Genomic DNA, 15,325 nt, shown 5'->3' on the forward strand with positions numbered 1-15,325 from the left:
CATGTGTCCCACCGTCGTGGTGCTGACGCTGACCCTGGTCGCCAGCGGCTGCGGCGAGCCGCCGGCCACCTCGGCTGCCGCCGACAGCGGCTGGATCTACCAGTTGCAGGGTTATCCGGGTGGCAGGCTCGACGAGATCGCGGCCCGCAGACCACCGTACGCCGTGATCGACCTGGCTCGCGACAACTCGACCGGCTACTTCCGAGCCGACGAGATCGCGGCGCTCCGGGCCGCCGGAACGACGGCCTTGGCCTACTTCGAGATCGGCAGCATCGAGAACTTCCGGCCCGACTTCCCGGCCGTGCAGGATCGCGGGCTGCTGCTCAACGAGTGGCCGGACTGGCCCGGCGAGCGGTTCGGCCGCTACTGGGAACCGGCTTGGTGGGACACCGTCGTCCGGCCCCGGTTGGACCGGGCGCTGGCGGCCGGGTTCGACGGCGCCTATCTGGACACCCCGCTCGCCTACGAGGAGATCGACCTCGCGCGCGTACCGGGATGGGATCGCGGACGGCTCGCGCGGGCGATGGCGGACCTCGTCGTGCGCATCAGCCGGTACGCGAAGGCTCACCGCCCCGGGTTCCGCATCGTCCCGCAGAACTCGCCGGAACTGCGTCACCAGGGCGGCTACACCGAGGCGATCGACGGTGTCGGCGTCGAAGAGCTCTTCTATCAGGCCACCGACGTGCCCTGCGAGCAGCGCTACTGCGCCGAGAACCTCGCCGACGTGAAGGCGTTGCGCGACGGCGGCAAGTTCGTGCTCGCCGTCGATTACGCGGTGAAGCCGGAGCACGTCCAGGCGTTGTGCACCCGCTACCGAAAAGAACAGTTCGCCGGCTATGTCGGCGTACGCGAGCTGGACCGCATCGGGGTCAGCTGCTGATCACTGTAGGAGGATCTGGAAAGTGCCGAAGAACATCGGGATCATCGGGCTGGGCTATGTCGGGCTCACCCTCACCGCCGCGCTCGCCCGGGCCGGGCACACCGTTCACGCCGTGGACGTGCAGCCGGACGTCGTCGACGAGCTGGCCCGCGGCCGGACGCACATCTACGAGCCGGGCGTGGACGAGGTGCTCCGCAGGTACGCCGGCACCCGCATCCTCGTGGGCCGGCAGCTGCCCCGGGACGGGCTGGACGCCGCGGTCATCTGCGTCTCGACGCCCGTGGATCCGCTCACCCACGAGCCCGACCTGCGAAACGTCGCCGCCGCGACCGCCGACGTCGCCGAATGGTGTGCACCCGGCACGCTCGTGGTCGTGCGCAGCACGGTGCCGATCGGCGCCTGCCGGCGGGTCGTCCTGCCGATCCTCGCCGCCACCTGGGAGACCCCGTTGCTGGCGATGGCGCCGGAACGGACGATCCAGGGCCAGGCGCTGCGGGAGCTCGTCGAGTTGCCGCAGATCGTCGGCGGCCTCGACGACGGCAGTGTCGCCGCCGCCGTCGAGGTGTTCGGACAGCTCGCCAACGTCGTGGTGCCGGTCTCCAGCCTTGAGGTGGCCGAAATGGTCAAGCTGGCCAACAACTGCCACACCGATCTGATCTACGCCTTCGGCAACGAGGTGGCGCTGATCGCCGAACGGCACGGGATCGATCCGCTGGAGCTGATCCACGCCGCGAACGTCGGCTATCCGAGGCCGGATCTGTCCCGCCCTGGATACGTCGGCGGCGGCTGCCTGTCCAAGGACCCGTACCTGATGCTCGCCAGCTCCGCCGGCGAGGGGACGTTCCTGATCGACCGGGCGCGCGAGCTCAACGAACACCTTCCGCTGCACGTGGCCCGCCAAGTGGTGGAGCTCCTCGCGGAGCGTCACGGCTCCACGGCCGGCAAGCGGCTGGCCGTGCTGGGCTGGGCGTACAAGGGCACCCCGCCGACTGACGACATGCGCGGCACGCCCATCGCGACGATGATTCCGGTGTTCCGCGAGGCTGGGCTGACCGTGCTCGGGCACGATCCGATGGTGACCCCAGAGGTGATCCGGGCCTTCGGCGGCGAGCCGATCAGTCTGGAGAAGGCGTTCAGCGACAGCGACGCCGTTCTGGTCGTCACCGACCATCCGGACTATCGCGCGCTGCGCGTCGAGGACGTGGTCACCTACGGGCAGCCGGAGCTGGTCTACGACTCCTGGCGGGTCCTGAACGAGAAGGCGCTGACGGCGGCGGGCATCCGATACGCCGGGCTCGGCTATCGAGTGGGGGCGCCGGCATGAGGACACTGCTTCTGGGCGGCGCGGGGTTCATCGGGCTGCACCTGGCCCGCCGGCTCGCCGCCGACGGCCACCAGGTCTGCATCGTCGACGACTTCTCTCGCGCCCGCCACGACCAGGATCTCACCGCCGTCTGCGAGCATCCGGCGGTCACGGTGGTCTCGGCCGACCTGACGTCGGCCGAGGCGTGGGCCGACCTTGAGCACGGCTGGGATCAGGTCTACCTGCTCGCGGCGGTGGTGGGCGTACGCAATGTGGAACGCGATCCGGCTCGGGTCATCCGGGTCAACACCATGACGGTGATGAATCTGCTGGACTGGATCCACCCTGTAGAGGACGGCCGGGTGTTCTTCGCCTCGACCAGCGAGGTGTACGCCGGCGGTGTCGAAGCGGGCGTCGTCGGCATCCCGACCGCCGAGAACGTTCCCCTGATGATCTCCGACATCGCCGCGCCGCGGTTCGCGTACGCCGCGAGCAAGCTGCTCGGCGAGGCGGCCCTGCTCCACGCCGCCTCCGCGAAGCGGTTCGACCTGGTCATCGGCCGGTTCCACAATGTATACGGGCCCCGCATGGGCAGCGACCACGTCATTCCCGAGATGCTGATGCGAGCCGTGAACGGGGAGGAGCCGTTCGCCGTCCCGGGTGCCGACCAGTATCGCGCCTTCTGCTACATCGACGACGCGATCGAGGCCATGCTGCGGCTGATGGAGAGCCCCAAGGCGAGCCGGCGGATCGTGCACATCGGCAACGACACCGAGACCACCAAGATCGTCGATCTGGCGGCGCTAGTCCTGGAGGCGACCGGGCACACCGCCACTGTCCACGCCGAGCCCGCGCCGTCGGGATCCGTGAGCCGCCGCTGGCCCGACCTGTCGCTGCTGCGACGGCTGACGGGCTACGAGCCGAAGGTCTCCCTCGCCGAGGGCGTCATCCGCACCCGAGACTGGTACGCGGCATGGATGCGGCCAGGCCGCAAACGTAAGCCGATCGCCTTCTACTACGGCAACGGGCAACTCGACCGGCTGACCGAATACCGCACAGTGGTGCTGCAACCAGACTTCTACCGGGCCCGTGATCTGCTCTACCTCGGCCAGCGGGGCGTACGCACCCTGGCGTACCTGTCGCTGTCGGAGGACCAGGGCCCACCGGCGCCCTGGCAGCGCGACGACCGCAACCCGGACTGGGGCGGCCACTTCGTCCACGTCGATCATCCCGGCTGGGTCGACCATGTCCTGAGCCAGGCGGACACCGCGTTGGCGATGGGCTTCGACGGTCTGTTCCTCGACACGCTCAACGTCGAGCTGACCTATCCGGAGGACGTCCCGCATCTGATCTCCCTGATCACCGCGATGCGGGCGATGGCCGGTTCGGCGTACATCCTGGCCAACCGGGGTTTCGGCATGTTGCCGGAACTCGCCGAACTGGTGGACGGGGTGCTCTTCGAGTCCTTCTCGGTGCGGTGGGTCGAGGACGGGTACGCCCCGTGGCCGCAGGACGTGCTGGAGCACCATGCGCAGATCGCCGAGGGCCTGGCCGACCTGGAACTGGACCTGTACGCGCTCGACTACGCCGACAGCGACGGGCTCGCCGCCTTCGCCGCCCGGCGGGCGGAACAATTCGGATTGGAGGTGTTCGTCAGCGACCGGGCCCTCTCCCAGCTGTGAGTCGGCGGGCACGTCCGGTCGGCGAGTCTCGCCGGGAGCGCACGCAGCGCGCTCCCGGCGCAGACACGCGGGCCGCTCTTGATCGACGATCTTGTGTGCGGAGATTCCCGGCGTCTACTTTGTACAGATCATTTTCCACTTGGGGAGGATCTGTATGGGACACGAGGACCGGGGCGGCTTGAGCCGCCGGGCCCTGACACTCGGGCTGGGCGCGGTCGGCGGTGCGAGCGCCGCCGCGCTGCTGGGCGTCGAGGCCGCCGCCGCCAACACCGACCCCTCGGTCTACACGGTGGACGTGAAGACCTTCGGGGCCAAAGGCGACGGCGTGACCGACGACTCCGCGGCCATCAAGGCAGCGGTGACCGCCGCGATCGCCGGCCGGGCCTCCGGCGTGGCGCAGAAGGAGATCTTCTTCCCGCCGGGCAACTACCGCATCACGCAGAAGGACACCCTCATGTGGTCCCCGACCACCGGCACCGCCGACCAGGTCTTCGGCCTGCGTTACCGCGGCTCCGGCGTACGGGTCACGACGATCACGTTCGACACCACGTTCGCCGCGAACGCCGACCCGCGGGAGAACAATCTCATCACCGCGGCGGTACGCCTGCGCTACACCACGTTCGAGGACATGAGCGTCAGCTCGACCAATCCGAACAACAACTTCGCGTACTACTGGTCGGTGATCTCGGTCGCCGGCGACTCGGTGTATCCGCAGTACGGGGCCGGGCAGAACCAGTACTTCGTCTACCGCAACGTCGAATGGCGTGGAAAGTGGAACCGGGTCATCGGGCTCGACGGCGACAAGTACGCCAACAACAACAGCGAGCACCACTTCCTGCTCTGCTCGACGGACACCGTCTCGGCGTACACCGACGCGTTCCTGCACTGCGGCGTGACCAACCCGGCCGGGAGCAAACAACAGGACCAGTTCCTCAACTACTTCTTCCTGTCCTGCAACTTCGCCCTGGCGGGCGGAGACCTGCTCAAGTTCGACCGGGGCGGCTCCATCAACGTCTTCGGCGGCTCGTGGTCGATGGTCGGCACCGCGCCCGCGCGCTACTTCGCGCTCTCCAACACCGCCGACGGCGACATCACCGACGCGCGTCTCAACGTCAACGGCGTACGGTTCGAACCCAAGAAGGGAGCCGAGCAGAAGGTCATCGACTGCGACTGGAACCGGGGCAACGTCACCTTCACCTCCTGCTCCGACGTCGCCGCGATCCAGGACTCGGCCGGATTCCTGAACTTCCACCGCTACACCGGCGGCGGCACGGGCAGGCTGCCGATCGTGCGCTACCAGGATTGCGTCCTGGGCGGCTATCACGTGGTGGCGGCCGACGGGGCCACCCTCACCAACGGCAAGCTGATCTACGAAGGCTGCCGGTTCCACCACACCTCGACCGCGGTGAGCGCCTCGACCGGGACGGCCTTCCTCCGTTACGACGCCAACCCCAAGCGGTACGCCTTCCGCGACTCCTGGGCGACCGCGGACGTCACGGCGTAACCGAATCGGCCTCGTGGCCGGGCCTGATGTCGCCCGGCCACGAGGAATGACGGCCCCACGCGACCAGCCCACTATTCGGTACTACCGGATAGCGGTATCTGGTGCTACCGTATAGTGGTACCCGGTAGCACGGGATACCGCGGAGACGAAGAAGGGGCCGCGATGGAAGACCTGACGGAGATGTTGAAGGGCACGCTCGAGGGCTGCGTGCTCGAGATCATCGGCCGCGAGGAGACCTACGGGTACGCCATCACGCGCCGGTTGAACGAGCTCGGCTTCGCCGACGTCATCGACGGGACGGTGTACACGATCCTGCTGCGGCTGGAGCGGAACGGGCTCGTCGAGGTGACGAAACGGCCGTCCGATGTGGGCCCGCCGCGCAAGTTCTACGCGCTCAACGACGCTGGGCGTACGGAGCTGGCGACGTTCTGGGCGAAGTGGCAGTACGTCTCATCACGCATCGACAGGCTCAGGGAGGGCGGGAGATGAGCTTCTGGGAGACGATCACAGGCAGCGACCTCACGAGGGACTGGAAGGCGTTCGAGGCTCGGGCGCAGGTGCTGCCGGCCGACTACCAGGCGGCCTGGGAACAGATCAAGGGCAACCTCTTCCCGTACGCGGGCTTCACGGGTCGCGACCTGACGCCGATCGTCGACGCCGCCCTGGGACTCCTGGAGGAGGCTTCGGCGGACGGGCTGAGCATCGGCGAGGTGCTCGGCGACGACATCCCCGGCTTCTGCGCGGCGCTGGCCGGTGGGAAGGGCGCTCGGACCTATCGCGACCGGTGGCGCGAGCAGTTGAACCGGAACGTCGCCCGGAAACTGGGCCGGCTGGGAGGCTGACGTGGGCATTCAGGACATCATCGAGGGCAAGCGGCAGTGGCGGGCGCACGTGGCCCGGGTCAAGGCGCTCCCGCCCGACTACCAGATCGTCTACCAGGAAATGCAGCGGTACTTCTTCAAGGTCGGACCGGTCGACCTGGCGGACGGGAGTCTGCTCCCCGAGCTGGTCGACTTCTTCGAGGAGGGCGTCGTCGCCGGCAAGGGAGTGCTCGAGCTGATCGGCGACGACGTCGCCGCCTTCGCGGACGGTCTGATCAAGGACTCGCGCACCTACGCCGACGCCTATCAGGAGTCCCTGAGCACGAAGCCCGGCGCGGACGGGAAGTAACACCTCGTGAAGGCCGGCGAGCCAGGTTGGCTCGCCGGCGCTTCCGGCATACGGCTCAGGCGGTCAGGACGCGGCGGGTGACCATCTTGCTGACGAGCGCCAACAGTTTGCGTGGGCGGCGCGGCTGAAGGTGGGCGCTGGCGAAGTTGCTCAGGCCCGGCACCAGGTAGCCGCGGTTGCGCTCGAGTGCCTTGAGCGCCTTGCCGACCACCAGTTCAGGGGTGACCATCCGGCCGCTGACGGCCGCGTCGCGGGTGCCGATCACGGTGAAGAACGGCGTTTCCACGGGCCCAGGGCACAGTGCCAGCACCTTGATTCCGCGATCGCGATACTCGCTCCACAGGGCGAGGCTGAAGTTCAGCACGTACGCCTTGGCCGCGCTGTAGACCGCGAAGTACGCCGCCGGTTGGAATCCGGCCGTGGACGCGACGTTGACCACTGCCCCGCTGCCGCGGCGCAGCATGTGCGGCACCAACGCGTGAGTGAGGTCGGTCAGCGCCACCACGTTGACCATCAGTTGATCGTGGTCGCGGTCGGTGTCGATCTGCTCGAACCGGCCACAGGTGCCGAACCCGGCGTTGTTGACGAGCAGATCGACCGCCAGGTTCCGGTCTTCCAGTTCCCGCGCGATCCGGCGGGCGGCATCGGGTTGAGCCAGATCCTGGCCGAGCACCTCCACGCGTACGCCGTGGGCCTGCCGCAACTGTGCGGCGAGTTCCTCCATCGGCGCCACGGATCGGGCGGTGAGGACCAGGTCGTAGTCCTCGGCGGCGAGCTGCCGGGCGAAGGCGGCTCCGATGCCGGAGGAGGCGCCGGTGATCAGTGCGGTCTGGCGTGCCATGCAAACTCCCAAGCTGGAGGGGTAACTGCGATTCAACGTAGCCGTTCGTCGACTTAACCGCAACATCGTGTTGCAGTTCTTCATAGCAACAGTGGCGTCGTGTAGCATCTCCGTCGTGACGGCAACGGGACGGCGGCTTCGAGCGGACGCCGAACGCAGCGTGCAGGCCATCCTGGAGGCGGCCGAACGGGTGCTCAAAGAAGATCCGGCGGCCACCCTGGAGCAGATCGCCGAGGCGGCCGGCGTCGCGCGTACGACGGTCCATCGGCGCTTCGCCAACCGGGACGCGTTACTGGCCGCGCTGGCGGAGTCAGCCTGGCGGCAGATCGCCGGCGCGGTCGAAGGCGCGCGCCCGGCGACCGCGCCGCCCTTGGTGGCGTTGCACCAGGCGACGGCCAACATCCTCGCCATCAAGTCCGGCTGGACGTTCGCACTGGGCCAGCCGGCCACCAATGAGGAGATCGGCCGCCTGCAGCAGGCCGTCTACGCCGCCTGCGACGAGGTGTTCCGGCGCGCCCAGCAGGCCGGCGACATCCGAGCGGGGGTCGACCTGGCCTGGGCCCGGCAGGTCTACCTGGCGCTGATCAACGAGACCGCGCACGGGCCGACCGGCGGCGGCGAGCCCGACGCGGCCGCCGCCCGAATCCTCGACGTGCTCTTCCACGGCATCGGCTGACGGCTGATGGGCCAAGTCACCCGCGGCGATCTGCTCGGCCGCTTGGCCGAGGCAGTCGGATCCATCGCCGTCGCGCACCCGACGCGGGTCGCCGTCGACGGACCGCCCGCCGCCGGCAAGACCACCCTCGCCGACGAACTGGCCGCCGTCTTGCGCGAACGGGGCCGCGACGTCATCCGCGCGACGATCGACGATTTCCTGTTCCCCCGGGCACAGCGCTATCCGCGCGGCGAGTACTCGGCCGAAGGCTGCTACTTCGACGCCCATGACTACGAGGCGCTGAACCGGGTTCTGCTCGATCCGCTCGGTCCGGGCGGCGATCGAAGGTTCCAGCCCGCGGTCTACGACCGGACCACGGATACCGTGCTGTCCCCGCCCGTCACGACCGCGCCAGCGGATGCCGTGCTGGTCTTCGACGGCGTCTTCCTTCTGCGCCCGGAACTGAACGACCGATGGGATCTACGCGTCTTCGTGTCGACGGACCTGGAGAAGACCGTGGATCGCGCCGTGATCCGAGAGCGCCCCGTGTCCGCTCCGGCCGCCGTCGAACGGCGCTGGCGCGAGCGATACATCCCTGCCCAGCAGCTCTATGTCGCCACGGTCCGCCCGGTCGAGCACGCCGACGTCATCGTGCGCAACGACGAGCCCTCTCGGCCGATCTGGGAGACCCGAACCCACTGACGGCACATACGTCGGCGACCGGCACCGGGTGGCATCCGCGCGCGGAATGAAGAACATCGCGGCTGCGGGCGAGTACTGGGTGACCGCTCACCACGGAGGAGCCAATGTCCGTCGACACCGACGCCCATCCCCTCGCCCGGGACGACCCCGAGTGGTTCACCTCGCTGTACGACCGATACGCCGAGGACATCCACCGGTACATAGCCGGACGGCTGGGCTGGGAACCCGCCGGCGACCTGACCGCCGACGTCTTCCTGGTCGCGTTCCGGAAGCGGGCGTCTTTCAACCCCGACCGCGGCGAGATCAAGCCGTGGCTCTTCGGGATCGCGACCAAGGTCGTGTCCCACCACCGGCGTGCTGAGGGACGCCGGCTCAAGGCGCTGTCCCGGGTCAGCGCCGAGCACGCCGCCGACGGCCACGAAGACCATGTGGCCGCGCGGGTGGCGGCCCAGCGAGCCGGGCCGCGGCTGGCCGGCGCCATCAAAGGGCTGGCCCGGGCCGACCGTGACGTGCTGTTCCTGACCGCGCTGGGCGGACTGAGCTACCAGGAGGTCGCCGAGGCCCTCGGCGTTCCCGCCGGGACGGTCGGCTCCCGCCTCAACCGAGCCAAGCGCGAACTGCGCCGGGTGCTGGGCGACGTGAACCCCTTGAAGGAGAACTGATGGACGAGATCGAGATCGTGAAGCGGGTGTTCGCCGAACCCGCGCCCACACCGTCGGCGCTGGCCGACGGCCGGCAGCGGATGATCCGCGGAATACGTGGCCGACGCCCACGCCGGGCACCGCTCCGGGTCGCCGTGCTGGCGCTGGGCGCGGCTGCGGTCGTCGCCGTCGTCGCCGTGGGCGGCATCGGATCCGGCGACCCCAGCAGGCAGCAGGCTCCCCAGCTGAGCGCAGCGCAGCAGGTGCTGACGAACGCGGCGTGGACCGCGGAAGGGCTGCCGGCGCTGACGCCCGAGCCGAACCAGTGGATCCATTACCGGTACGCCGGCTACGACCCCAAGAGCAAGGACCCGGTGTATCGAGGTGAGGCGTGGCAGCGACTCGACGGCCGGCAGGACGCGAGCGTGGTCGGGGGCAGGATCGTCGTCGTCAGTGGACCGGCCGGTTCGGAGCCTGAGGTCTACACGCCGCTGGGCGCGTGGCAGCGGCTCGCGGGGCTGCCGACCGAGCCCGCGGCGATGGTGACAGCCCTCGGCGACCAGCCGGATCTGTCCTCGAACACGACCGGATCGCCCGGCGAGCGAGCCTTCGCCAACGCCGGTGTGCTGCTGTGGAACTCGCCGCTGGGAGCGCCGCCCTCGGTACAGGCGGCTCTGTACCGCGCATTGGCCACCCTGCCCGGCATCCGCGTGGACACCGCGACCGATGTCGTGGGGGAACCCGCCGTCGGGCTCTCGCTGCCCGGTACGCCGGAAATCCTCTTCGATCCGGCGACCTACCGGTACCTCGGCGAGCGCGTGGTGAGCGACGGCGTACGGAAGCAGCGTCCGCAGCCGCCCGCCGGGCTGTCCGCGGACAAGCGCGCGGCCTGGCAGCAGTGGGCCGACGACCCGGCGAACCAGCAGGTCCCGGCGGCGGGATCGCTCGTCAGCTCGCGGCTCCGGCTCATCGTGACCCTTGTCGACGAGCCAGGAAGCCGGTGACGACTGATGAACGCAGCACCGATGTCCACAAAGGAGAAGGGAATCACCATGTCGATCGGACGGCACGCCTTGGGCGTCCTGGCGATCGTGTCGGTCGCCTTGACGGCGGCCGCACCGGCCGCGTCGAGCCACCCACCGAGGAACGGCATTTCCACCGGCACGGCCTCGCCGAGCGGCGAGGAGTCGGCCGGGCCGCGGTGGCAGCCGTTTGACCTGCCCGTCCTGGAACACGCCAACCTGACCGGTGTCACGGCGATCGGCCGAGACGACGCGTGGGCCGTCGGCTTCACCGTCCCGGACAAGACGATCGCCGGCCCCGCCGCCGCCGAGGCGGACCAGTGCGACGCCGGCGGCCTTCCGTCCCTGGCGCTGCACTGGGACGGGGCCTCGTGGAGTCAGGTGCCGGTTCCCAACCTGGGGCGTATCAACTCCGTCAGCGCGTCGGGCCGCCGCAATGTCTGGGCAGCGGCGGACTGCGGTGTGCTGCGCTGGGACGGCCAGACGTGGACGCGGACCACGCCCGTGCCGATCCCGGGCACGGACGGGTACTTCCTCAGCGGGATCAAGGCGATCAGCGCGTACGACGTCTGGTTGTCCGGGTTCGCGTGGGACGGGACGACCGGCGACGACCGTGGCTTCGTGCAGCACTGGGACGGCGTACGGTGGCAGCTCGTCGCCCTGCCCGCGCTCGGCGACAACTTCGACATCAGCAGCGTCGACGCGGGCGGACGGCAGGATGTCTGGATCGCCGGCACCGACTACACCGGCAAGGACACCACTGGCGAGAAGCTGCTGATCCTGCACTGGAACGGTTACGGCTGGAAGCAGTTCCCCGCGCCCGCCATCACCATGGTGATCCAACGGGTGGCCCGCGTACGCGTAGTCGCCGCGAACGACGTGTGGATCGCCGGCCGGGGCCAGCGCGACCCGTACGGCTGGGACATCAACCGTCCGCTCGTCCTCCATTGGGACGGCGCCGCCTGGACCGATACGCACGCGCCGGAGGAGCGCGGCGACCTGCGCGACATCGCATCCGATGGCCGCATGGTCCTGGCGGCCGGTGACACCTATTCGCCGCTCGACGACACCTACGAGGCCTACGCACGCCGCTGGACCGGGGCCGGCTGGATCCCGGCTGCTGTTCCGGCGCCCGGTCTGGCCTCGATCAGCGCGCTCGCACCCAGCCCGGACGGCGGGATGTGGGCAGTCGGATCGGTCGGCGACGAGACCACCATGCGTCCGTTCATCGCCCGCACCGCGCACTGAACCCACGCATCGACCGGGTATCCGCAGGATGCGTCATCTTGCGGATACCCCTACCGGGACGGGCCGACGAATGCTGTGCTGGATTTCATGAACGCGATCGCAGACCAGGACGGCGGGCGTACCCGTGTGTTGTCCGACGGAAACCGGATTCCGGTGCTCGGGCTCGGCGTGTGGCAGGTGCCGAACGGGCCCGATTGCGTCAACGCGGTCCGGTGGGCGCTGGAGGTCGGATACCGCCACATCGACACCGCTCAGGCGTACGGCAACGAGGAATCCGTCGGACAGGCGCTGCGCGAGAGCGAGGTGCCTCGCGACGAGGTGTTCCTGACGACCAAGTTCCATCCGCGCGGCGACGACCCGGTCGAGCAGGCGCGGCGGAGTCTTCGCCGGTTGGGCGTGGATCAGGTCGATCTGTACGTGATCCACTGGCCGGCCGGCGGGCCGACCTGGGCGTGGTCGGGCATGGAACGCACCCGCGAGCTGGGTCTCGCCCGCTCCATCGGCGTCTCCAACTTCAGCGCCGCCGAAGTCGACTCCGTGGTCGCGGCGAGCACCGTCCCACCCGCCCTGAACCAGGTCATGTTCAACCCGTGGCACCGGCGTACGCGCCTGGTCGAGGCGTGCGACCGGCATGGCGTCGCGGTCGAGGCGTACAGCCCGTTGGGCACCGGCCGTTACCTCGACGATCCGACGGTGGCCGAGATCGCCCAGCGGATCGCCCGGACACCTGCGCAGGTGCTGCTGCGATGGGCGGCGCAGCACGGGCTCGTGGTCATCCCCAAGTCCACCCATCGCGACCGTATCGCCCAGAACGCACAGATCTTCGACTTCGTGCTGTCGGCCGCGGATATGGGCGTACTCGACGGGCTGGATCAGACGAGCGGCACCGACCAGGCTCAAGAACACAAGTGGTGGTGACCGGGCCCGGTCTGAGGTCGGCAGGGAAGGCCGCCGGGAATGTCGGCGAAGCCGACCGCCCGGCGACGAGGTCGGCTAACGTTGCCACCGAGGGAGCATCTGCATCCGCCGCCGGCTGACGCGGTGGATGCGTTCCCGTTCTAGGCCGTGCATCACGGCCGAACCTCGACCTTCGCGTGACAAGAAGGGAAGATCATGGCCCAGAAGAATGATACATTTCTACTCGTTGCTACGTATCCCGACGAGGCGGCGGTCCGAGCCGATTACCTCTCCGTCAAGGAACTGCACGACGCCGGGCTGATCGGCTCGTACGACGCGGCCGTCATCACCAGAGACACCAACGGCAAGATCCACGAGAACAAGGACGAGACGGCGACGCGTCACGGCGCTTGGTGGGGCGCTGCGGCCGGGGCCGCCGTCGGCCTGCTCTTCCCACCGGCCATCCTCGCCACGACAGCGGTCGGCGCGAGCGCCGGAGCAGTCAGCGGCCATCTCGCCAAGGGCATGTCCCGCTCCGAGGTCAAGCGGCTCGGCGATCTGATCGAACCCGGCGAGGCAGGTCTGGTCGTAGTCGGCGAGAGCAAGGTCGAGGAGGCGATCCAGAACGCCTTGGCCCGAGCCGAGCGGGAGACCGCGGAGGAACTCGGGGTGAATCCGAAGGACATCGACCGCGCGCTGGATGAGGCTGCGCGAGAGATGTGACGACGGCTGCCGGGTCTGTCCTTCGGACAGGCCCGGCAGATCCGTCTCAGGAGGTGGAGCTGTCGGCCGGTTCGCGCTGGGCGAGGTGGCAGGCCGCCGCCCAGCCGCCGCCGACGCTCAGCATCTGCGGCTGCGTCGTGGCGCATTCGGCGACGGCGATGTGGCAGCGGGTGTGGAACCGGCAGCCGGAGGGTGGGTTGGTGGGGTTGGGCGGGTCGCCGGCGAGGACGATGCGGTCGGCCAGACGCCGGCGGCGGGTGGGGTCGACGACGGGTGAGGCGGACAGCAGCGCCTGGGTGTAGGGGTGCGCCGGTGAGTCGAACACGTCGGCGGTGTCGCCGGTCTCCGCTAGGCGGCCGAGGTACATCACGGCCGTGCGGTCGGCGATGTGGCGGACGACCGACAGATCGTGCGCGATGAACACCAAGGCGATGCCCATCCGGCGTTGCAGGTCGCGGAGCAGGTTGACGACCTGCGCCTGCACCGACACGTCCAGCGCGGACACCGGCTCGTCGCAGATCAGTACGCGCGGCTCCAACGCGAGGGCGCGGGCGATGCCGATCCGTTGCCGCTGGCCGCCGGAGAACTGGTGCGGATAGCGCGCCATCATCTCGGGCGACAGCCCGACGAGCCGGAGCAGCTCGGCGACCCGGTCGCGACGCTCGGCGGCGGTGCCGATCCGGTGCACCGTGAGCGGTTCGGAGATCAGCTCCTGCACCGTCATGCGGGGATCGAGGGACGTGTAGGGGTCCTGGAACACCATCTGGACGTGGCGGCTCAGCTCGCGGCGGTTGTCGCCGATCGGCCGGCCCGCGATCTGTATGTTCCCCGAGTCCGGGCTCTCCAGCCCGACGAGCATCCGGGCCAGGGTGGACTTCCCGCAGCCGGACTCGCCGACGATGCCCAGCGACTCGCCGGCTCGCAGCCGGAGGCTGACCCCGTCGACCGCGCTGACCTTGGTCCGGCGCAGGCCGGCCCGGCCGGTCGCGAAGGTCTTGCGGAGATCGGTCGCTTCGAGCGCCCAGGGCTCGGCGGACGGCGTCGGATCAGGCGACGGCATGCATAACCTCCTCGGCACGGTGGCAGGCGGCGGCACGATCGCCCGGCAGCGAGCGAAGTGCGGGCCGTTCGCTGCGGCACAGGTCGACGACCTGGTCGCAGCGGGGGTGGAACGGGCAGCCCGAGGGCTGGCGGCGCGGGTCCGGCGGGGTGCCGGGGATGGCGTACAGGTCGTCGCCGATCTGCCCGGCCTGCGGAACCGAGCGCAGCAGCGCCTGGGCGTACGGGTGGGCGGGTGCGCCGAGCAGTTGTTCGGTCGTGCTCGCCTCGACGATGCGCCCGGCGTACATGACCATGGTCCGGTCGGCGACCTCGGAGACGACGCCCAGATCGTGGGTGATCAGCAGGACCGCCATGTTCAGCTGGCGGCGCAGGTCGTCGAGCAGTTCCAGGATCTGGGCCTGAACGGTCACGTCCAACGCGGTCGTCGGCTCGTCGGCGATGACGAGTTCGGGCTCCAGCGCGATGGCCATCGCGATCAGGATGCGCTGGCGCATGCCGCCGGAGAACTGGTGGGGATAGTCGCCGACCCGCTGGGTGGGCGCCGGGATGCCGACCAAGCCGAGCAGGTCGGTCGCCTGCTGCCGGGCCGCCCGCCGGGACATGTCGCGATGCTCGCGGAACAGCTCGCCGATCTGGTCGCCGATCGACAGCACCGGGTTGAGGGCCGACAGCGCGTCCTGGAAGACCATGCTCATCCGGCTGCCGCGAAGCGCGCGCAGGTCGCGGTCGGGCAGCGTGCGCAGGTCGGTCCCGGACAGCGCGATGCGGTCGGCCCGGACCTCGGCGGACCCGGTGTGCAGACCCATGACGGCCCGCGCGGTGACCGATTTGCCTGATCCGGACTCGCCGAGCAGGGCGACGAGTTCACCGGGGGCGACGTCGAAGCCGACGTCGGCCACGGCGGGGATGTCGCCGCGGCGGCTGTGGAACGTCACCGACAGCTTCCGGACCGACAGCGCCGGGGTGGGGGTCGGTTCGGTCATGGGCACCTCCTC

Annotated in this window: 17 protein-coding genes; 14 read left to right on the plus strand and 3 right to left on the minus strand. The window is 69.5% G+C overall.

Annotated features, from left to right (window positions below; all coding sequences use genetic code 11):
* Position 1: 1 nt before the first annotated feature.
* From HDA40_RS08270 to HDA40_RS08300, 7 genes are all read left to right on the plus strand, one after another.
* Entirely contained in the window at positions 2-880 is an 879-nt protein-coding gene (locus tag HDA40_RS08270) for a glycoside hydrolase family 191 protein (RefSeq protein ID WP_253753612.1), read from the plus strand.
* A gap of 22 nt (positions 881-902) precedes the next feature.
* Positions 903-2,204 carry a nucleotide sugar dehydrogenase gene (locus tag HDA40_RS08275; RefSeq protein ID WP_253753614.1) on the plus strand — a complete coding sequence of 434 codons (1,302 nt, stop codon included), beginning with the start codon at positions 903-905 and terminating at the stop codon, positions 2,202-2,204.
* Positions 2,201-3,865 (plus strand): NAD-dependent epimerase/dehydratase family protein, encoded by a 1,665-nt coding sequence (locus HDA40_RS08280; RefSeq protein WP_253753616.1) that lies wholly within the window; start codon positions 2,201-2,203, stop codon positions 3,863-3,865. Before HDA40_RS08275 ends, HDA40_RS08280 begins: the two co-directional genes overlap by 4 nt.
* Before the next feature lie 154 nt (positions 3,866-4,019).
* Positions 4,020-5,369, plus strand: a complete 1,350-nt coding sequence (locus tag HDA40_RS08285) for a glycosyl hydrolase family 28-related protein (protein ID WP_253753618.1) — start codon at positions 4,020-4,022, stop codon at positions 5,367-5,369.
* Positions 5,370-5,531: 162 nt separating this feature from the next.
* The gene (locus tag HDA40_RS08290; protein ID WP_253753620.1) at positions 5,532-5,858 is read left to right on the plus strand and encodes a PadR family transcriptional regulator; all 327 of its coding nucleotides are present in this window, start codon (positions 5,532-5,534) and stop codon (positions 5,856-5,858) included.
* Complete coding sequence (locus HDA40_RS08295; protein ID WP_253753622.1) at positions 5,855-6,211, plus strand: DUF1048 domain-containing protein; 357 nt, start codon at positions 5,855-5,857, stop codon at positions 6,209-6,211. Before HDA40_RS08290 ends, HDA40_RS08295 begins: the two co-directional genes overlap by 4 nt.
* A 1-nt stretch (position 6,212) precedes the next feature.
* Positions 6,213-6,539: a DUF1048 domain-containing protein gene (locus HDA40_RS08300; protein WP_253753624.1), complete on the plus strand. Its 327-nt coding sequence runs from the start codon at positions 6,213-6,215 to the stop codon at positions 6,537-6,539.
* Between the two features lie 55 nt (positions 6,540-6,594).
* Here the strand turns inward: HDA40_RS08300 and HDA40_RS08305 are convergent, their stop codons facing one another.
* Positions 6,595-7,380: an SDR family NAD(P)-dependent oxidoreductase gene (locus tag HDA40_RS08305; RefSeq protein ID WP_253753625.1), complete on the minus strand. Its 786-nt coding sequence runs from the start codon at positions 7,378-7,380 to the stop codon at positions 6,595-6,597.
* A 115-nt stretch (positions 7,381-7,495) separates the two neighbouring features.
* Between HDA40_RS08305 and HDA40_RS08310 the strand changes: the two genes are divergently transcribed.
* The 7 genes from HDA40_RS08310 (at position 7,496) to HDA40_RS08340 (ending at position 13,268) form a co-directional block, all read left to right on the plus strand.
* Complete coding sequence (locus HDA40_RS08310) at positions 7,496-8,056, plus strand: TetR/AcrR family transcriptional regulator (RefSeq protein ID WP_253753627.1); 561 nt, start codon at positions 7,496-7,498, stop codon at positions 8,054-8,056.
* Between the two features lie 6 nt (positions 8,057-8,062).
* A complete protein-coding gene (locus HDA40_RS08315; RefSeq protein ID WP_253753629.1) occupies positions 8,063-8,737 on the plus strand; it encodes a cytidylate kinase family protein in 675 nt (224 codons plus the stop codon).
* A gap of 104 nt (positions 8,738-8,841) precedes the next feature.
* A complete protein-coding gene (locus HDA40_RS08320; RefSeq protein WP_253753631.1) occupies positions 8,842-9,399 on the plus strand; it encodes an RNA polymerase sigma factor in 558 nt (185 codons plus the stop codon).
* Entirely contained in the window at positions 9,399-10,382 is a 984-nt protein-coding gene (locus HDA40_RS08325; RefSeq protein WP_253753633.1) for a CU044_5270 family protein, read from the plus strand. The genes HDA40_RS08320 and HDA40_RS08325 overlap by 1 nt, the downstream gene beginning before the upstream one ends.
* 48 nt (positions 10,383-10,430) lie before the next feature.
* The gene (locus tag HDA40_RS08330) at positions 10,431-11,648 is read left to right on the plus strand and encodes a hypothetical protein (RefSeq protein ID WP_253753635.1); all 1,218 of its coding nucleotides are present in this window, start codon (positions 10,431-10,433) and stop codon (positions 11,646-11,648) included.
* 87 nt (positions 11,649-11,735) lie between these two features.
* Entirely contained in the window at positions 11,736-12,566 is an 831-nt protein-coding gene (locus HDA40_RS08335) for an aldo/keto reductase (RefSeq protein ID WP_253753637.1), read from the plus strand.
* Between the two features lie 195 nt (positions 12,567-12,761).
* Positions 12,762-13,268: a DUF1269 domain-containing protein gene (locus tag HDA40_RS08340; protein ID WP_253753639.1), complete on the plus strand. Its 507-nt coding sequence runs from the start codon at positions 12,762-12,764 to the stop codon at positions 13,266-13,268.
* A gap of 46 nt (positions 13,269-13,314) precedes the next feature.
* Here HDA40_RS08340 and HDA40_RS08345 read toward each other — a convergent pair whose 3' ends face one another.
* Positions 13,315-14,328, minus strand: coding sequence for an ABC transporter ATP-binding protein (locus HDA40_RS08345; RefSeq protein WP_253753641.1), 1,014 nt, complete (start codon positions 14,326-14,328; stop codon positions 13,315-13,317).
* Positions 14,315-15,313 (minus strand): ABC transporter ATP-binding protein, encoded by a 999-nt coding sequence (locus HDA40_RS08350; protein WP_253753643.1) that lies wholly within the window; start codon positions 15,311-15,313, stop codon positions 14,315-14,317. The genes HDA40_RS08345 and HDA40_RS08350 overlap by 14 nt, the downstream gene beginning before the upstream one ends.
* Between the last annotated feature and the right edge of the window lie 12 nt (positions 15,314-15,325).

Source organism: Hamadaea flava (assembly GCF_024172085.1).
Classification (GTDB): Bacteria; Actinomycetota; Actinomycetes; order Mycobacteriales; family Micromonosporaceae; genus Hamadaea; species Hamadaea flava.

What these genes read in the sequence shown, in the direction of transcription:
- HDA40_RS08270 (WP_253753612.1), top strand. Translation starts at nt 2, where the DNA reads ATGTGTCCCACCGTCGTGGTGCTGACGCTGACCCTGGTCGCCAGCGGC.
- HDA40_RS08280 (WP_253753616.1), top strand. Translation starts at nt 2,201, where the DNA reads ATGAGGACACTGCTTCTGGGCGGCGCGGGGTTCATCGGGCTGCACCTG.
- HDA40_RS08285 (WP_253753618.1), top strand. Translation starts at nt 4,020, where the DNA reads ATGGGACACGAGGACCGGGGCGGCTTGAGCCGCCGGGCCCTGACACTC.
- HDA40_RS08290 (WP_253753620.1), top strand. Translation starts at nt 5,532, where the DNA reads ATGGAAGACCTGACGGAGATGTTGAAGGGCACGCTCGAGGGCTGCGTG.
- HDA40_RS08295 (WP_253753622.1), top strand. Translation starts at nt 5,855, where the DNA reads ATGAGCTTCTGGGAGACGATCACAGGCAGCGACCTCACGAGGGACTGG.
- HDA40_RS08305 (WP_253753625.1), bottom strand. Translation starts at nt 7,380, where the DNA reads ATGGCACGCCAGACCGCACTGATCACCGGCGCCTCCTCCGGCATCGGA.
- HDA40_RS08315 (WP_253753629.1), top strand. Translation starts at nt 8,063, where the DNA reads ATGGGCCAAGTCACCCGCGGCGATCTGCTCGGCCGCTTGGCCGAGGCA.
- HDA40_RS08320 (WP_253753631.1), top strand. Translation starts at nt 8,842, where the DNA reads ATGTCCGTCGACACCGACGCCCATCCCCTCGCCCGGGACGACCCCGAG.
- HDA40_RS08325 (WP_253753633.1), top strand. Translation starts at nt 9,399, where the DNA reads ATGGACGAGATCGAGATCGTGAAGCGGGTGTTCGCCGAACCCGCGCCC.
- HDA40_RS08330 (WP_253753635.1), top strand. Translation starts at nt 10,431, where the DNA reads ATGTCGATCGGACGGCACGCCTTGGGCGTCCTGGCGATCGTGTCGGTC.
- HDA40_RS08335 (WP_253753637.1), top strand. Translation starts at nt 11,736, where the DNA reads ATGAACGCGATCGCAGACCAGGACGGCGGGCGTACCCGTGTGTTGTCC.
- HDA40_RS08340 (WP_253753639.1), top strand. Translation starts at nt 12,762, where the DNA reads ATGGCCCAGAAGAATGATACATTTCTACTCGTTGCTACGTATCCCGAC.
- HDA40_RS08345 (WP_253753641.1), bottom strand. Translation starts at nt 14,328, where the DNA reads ATGCCGTCGCCTGATCCGACGCCGTCCGCCGAGCCCTGGGCGCTCGAA.
- HDA40_RS08350 (WP_253753643.1), bottom strand. Translation starts at nt 15,313, where the DNA reads ATGACCGAACCGACCCCCACCCCGGCGCTGTCGGTCCGGAAGCTGTCG.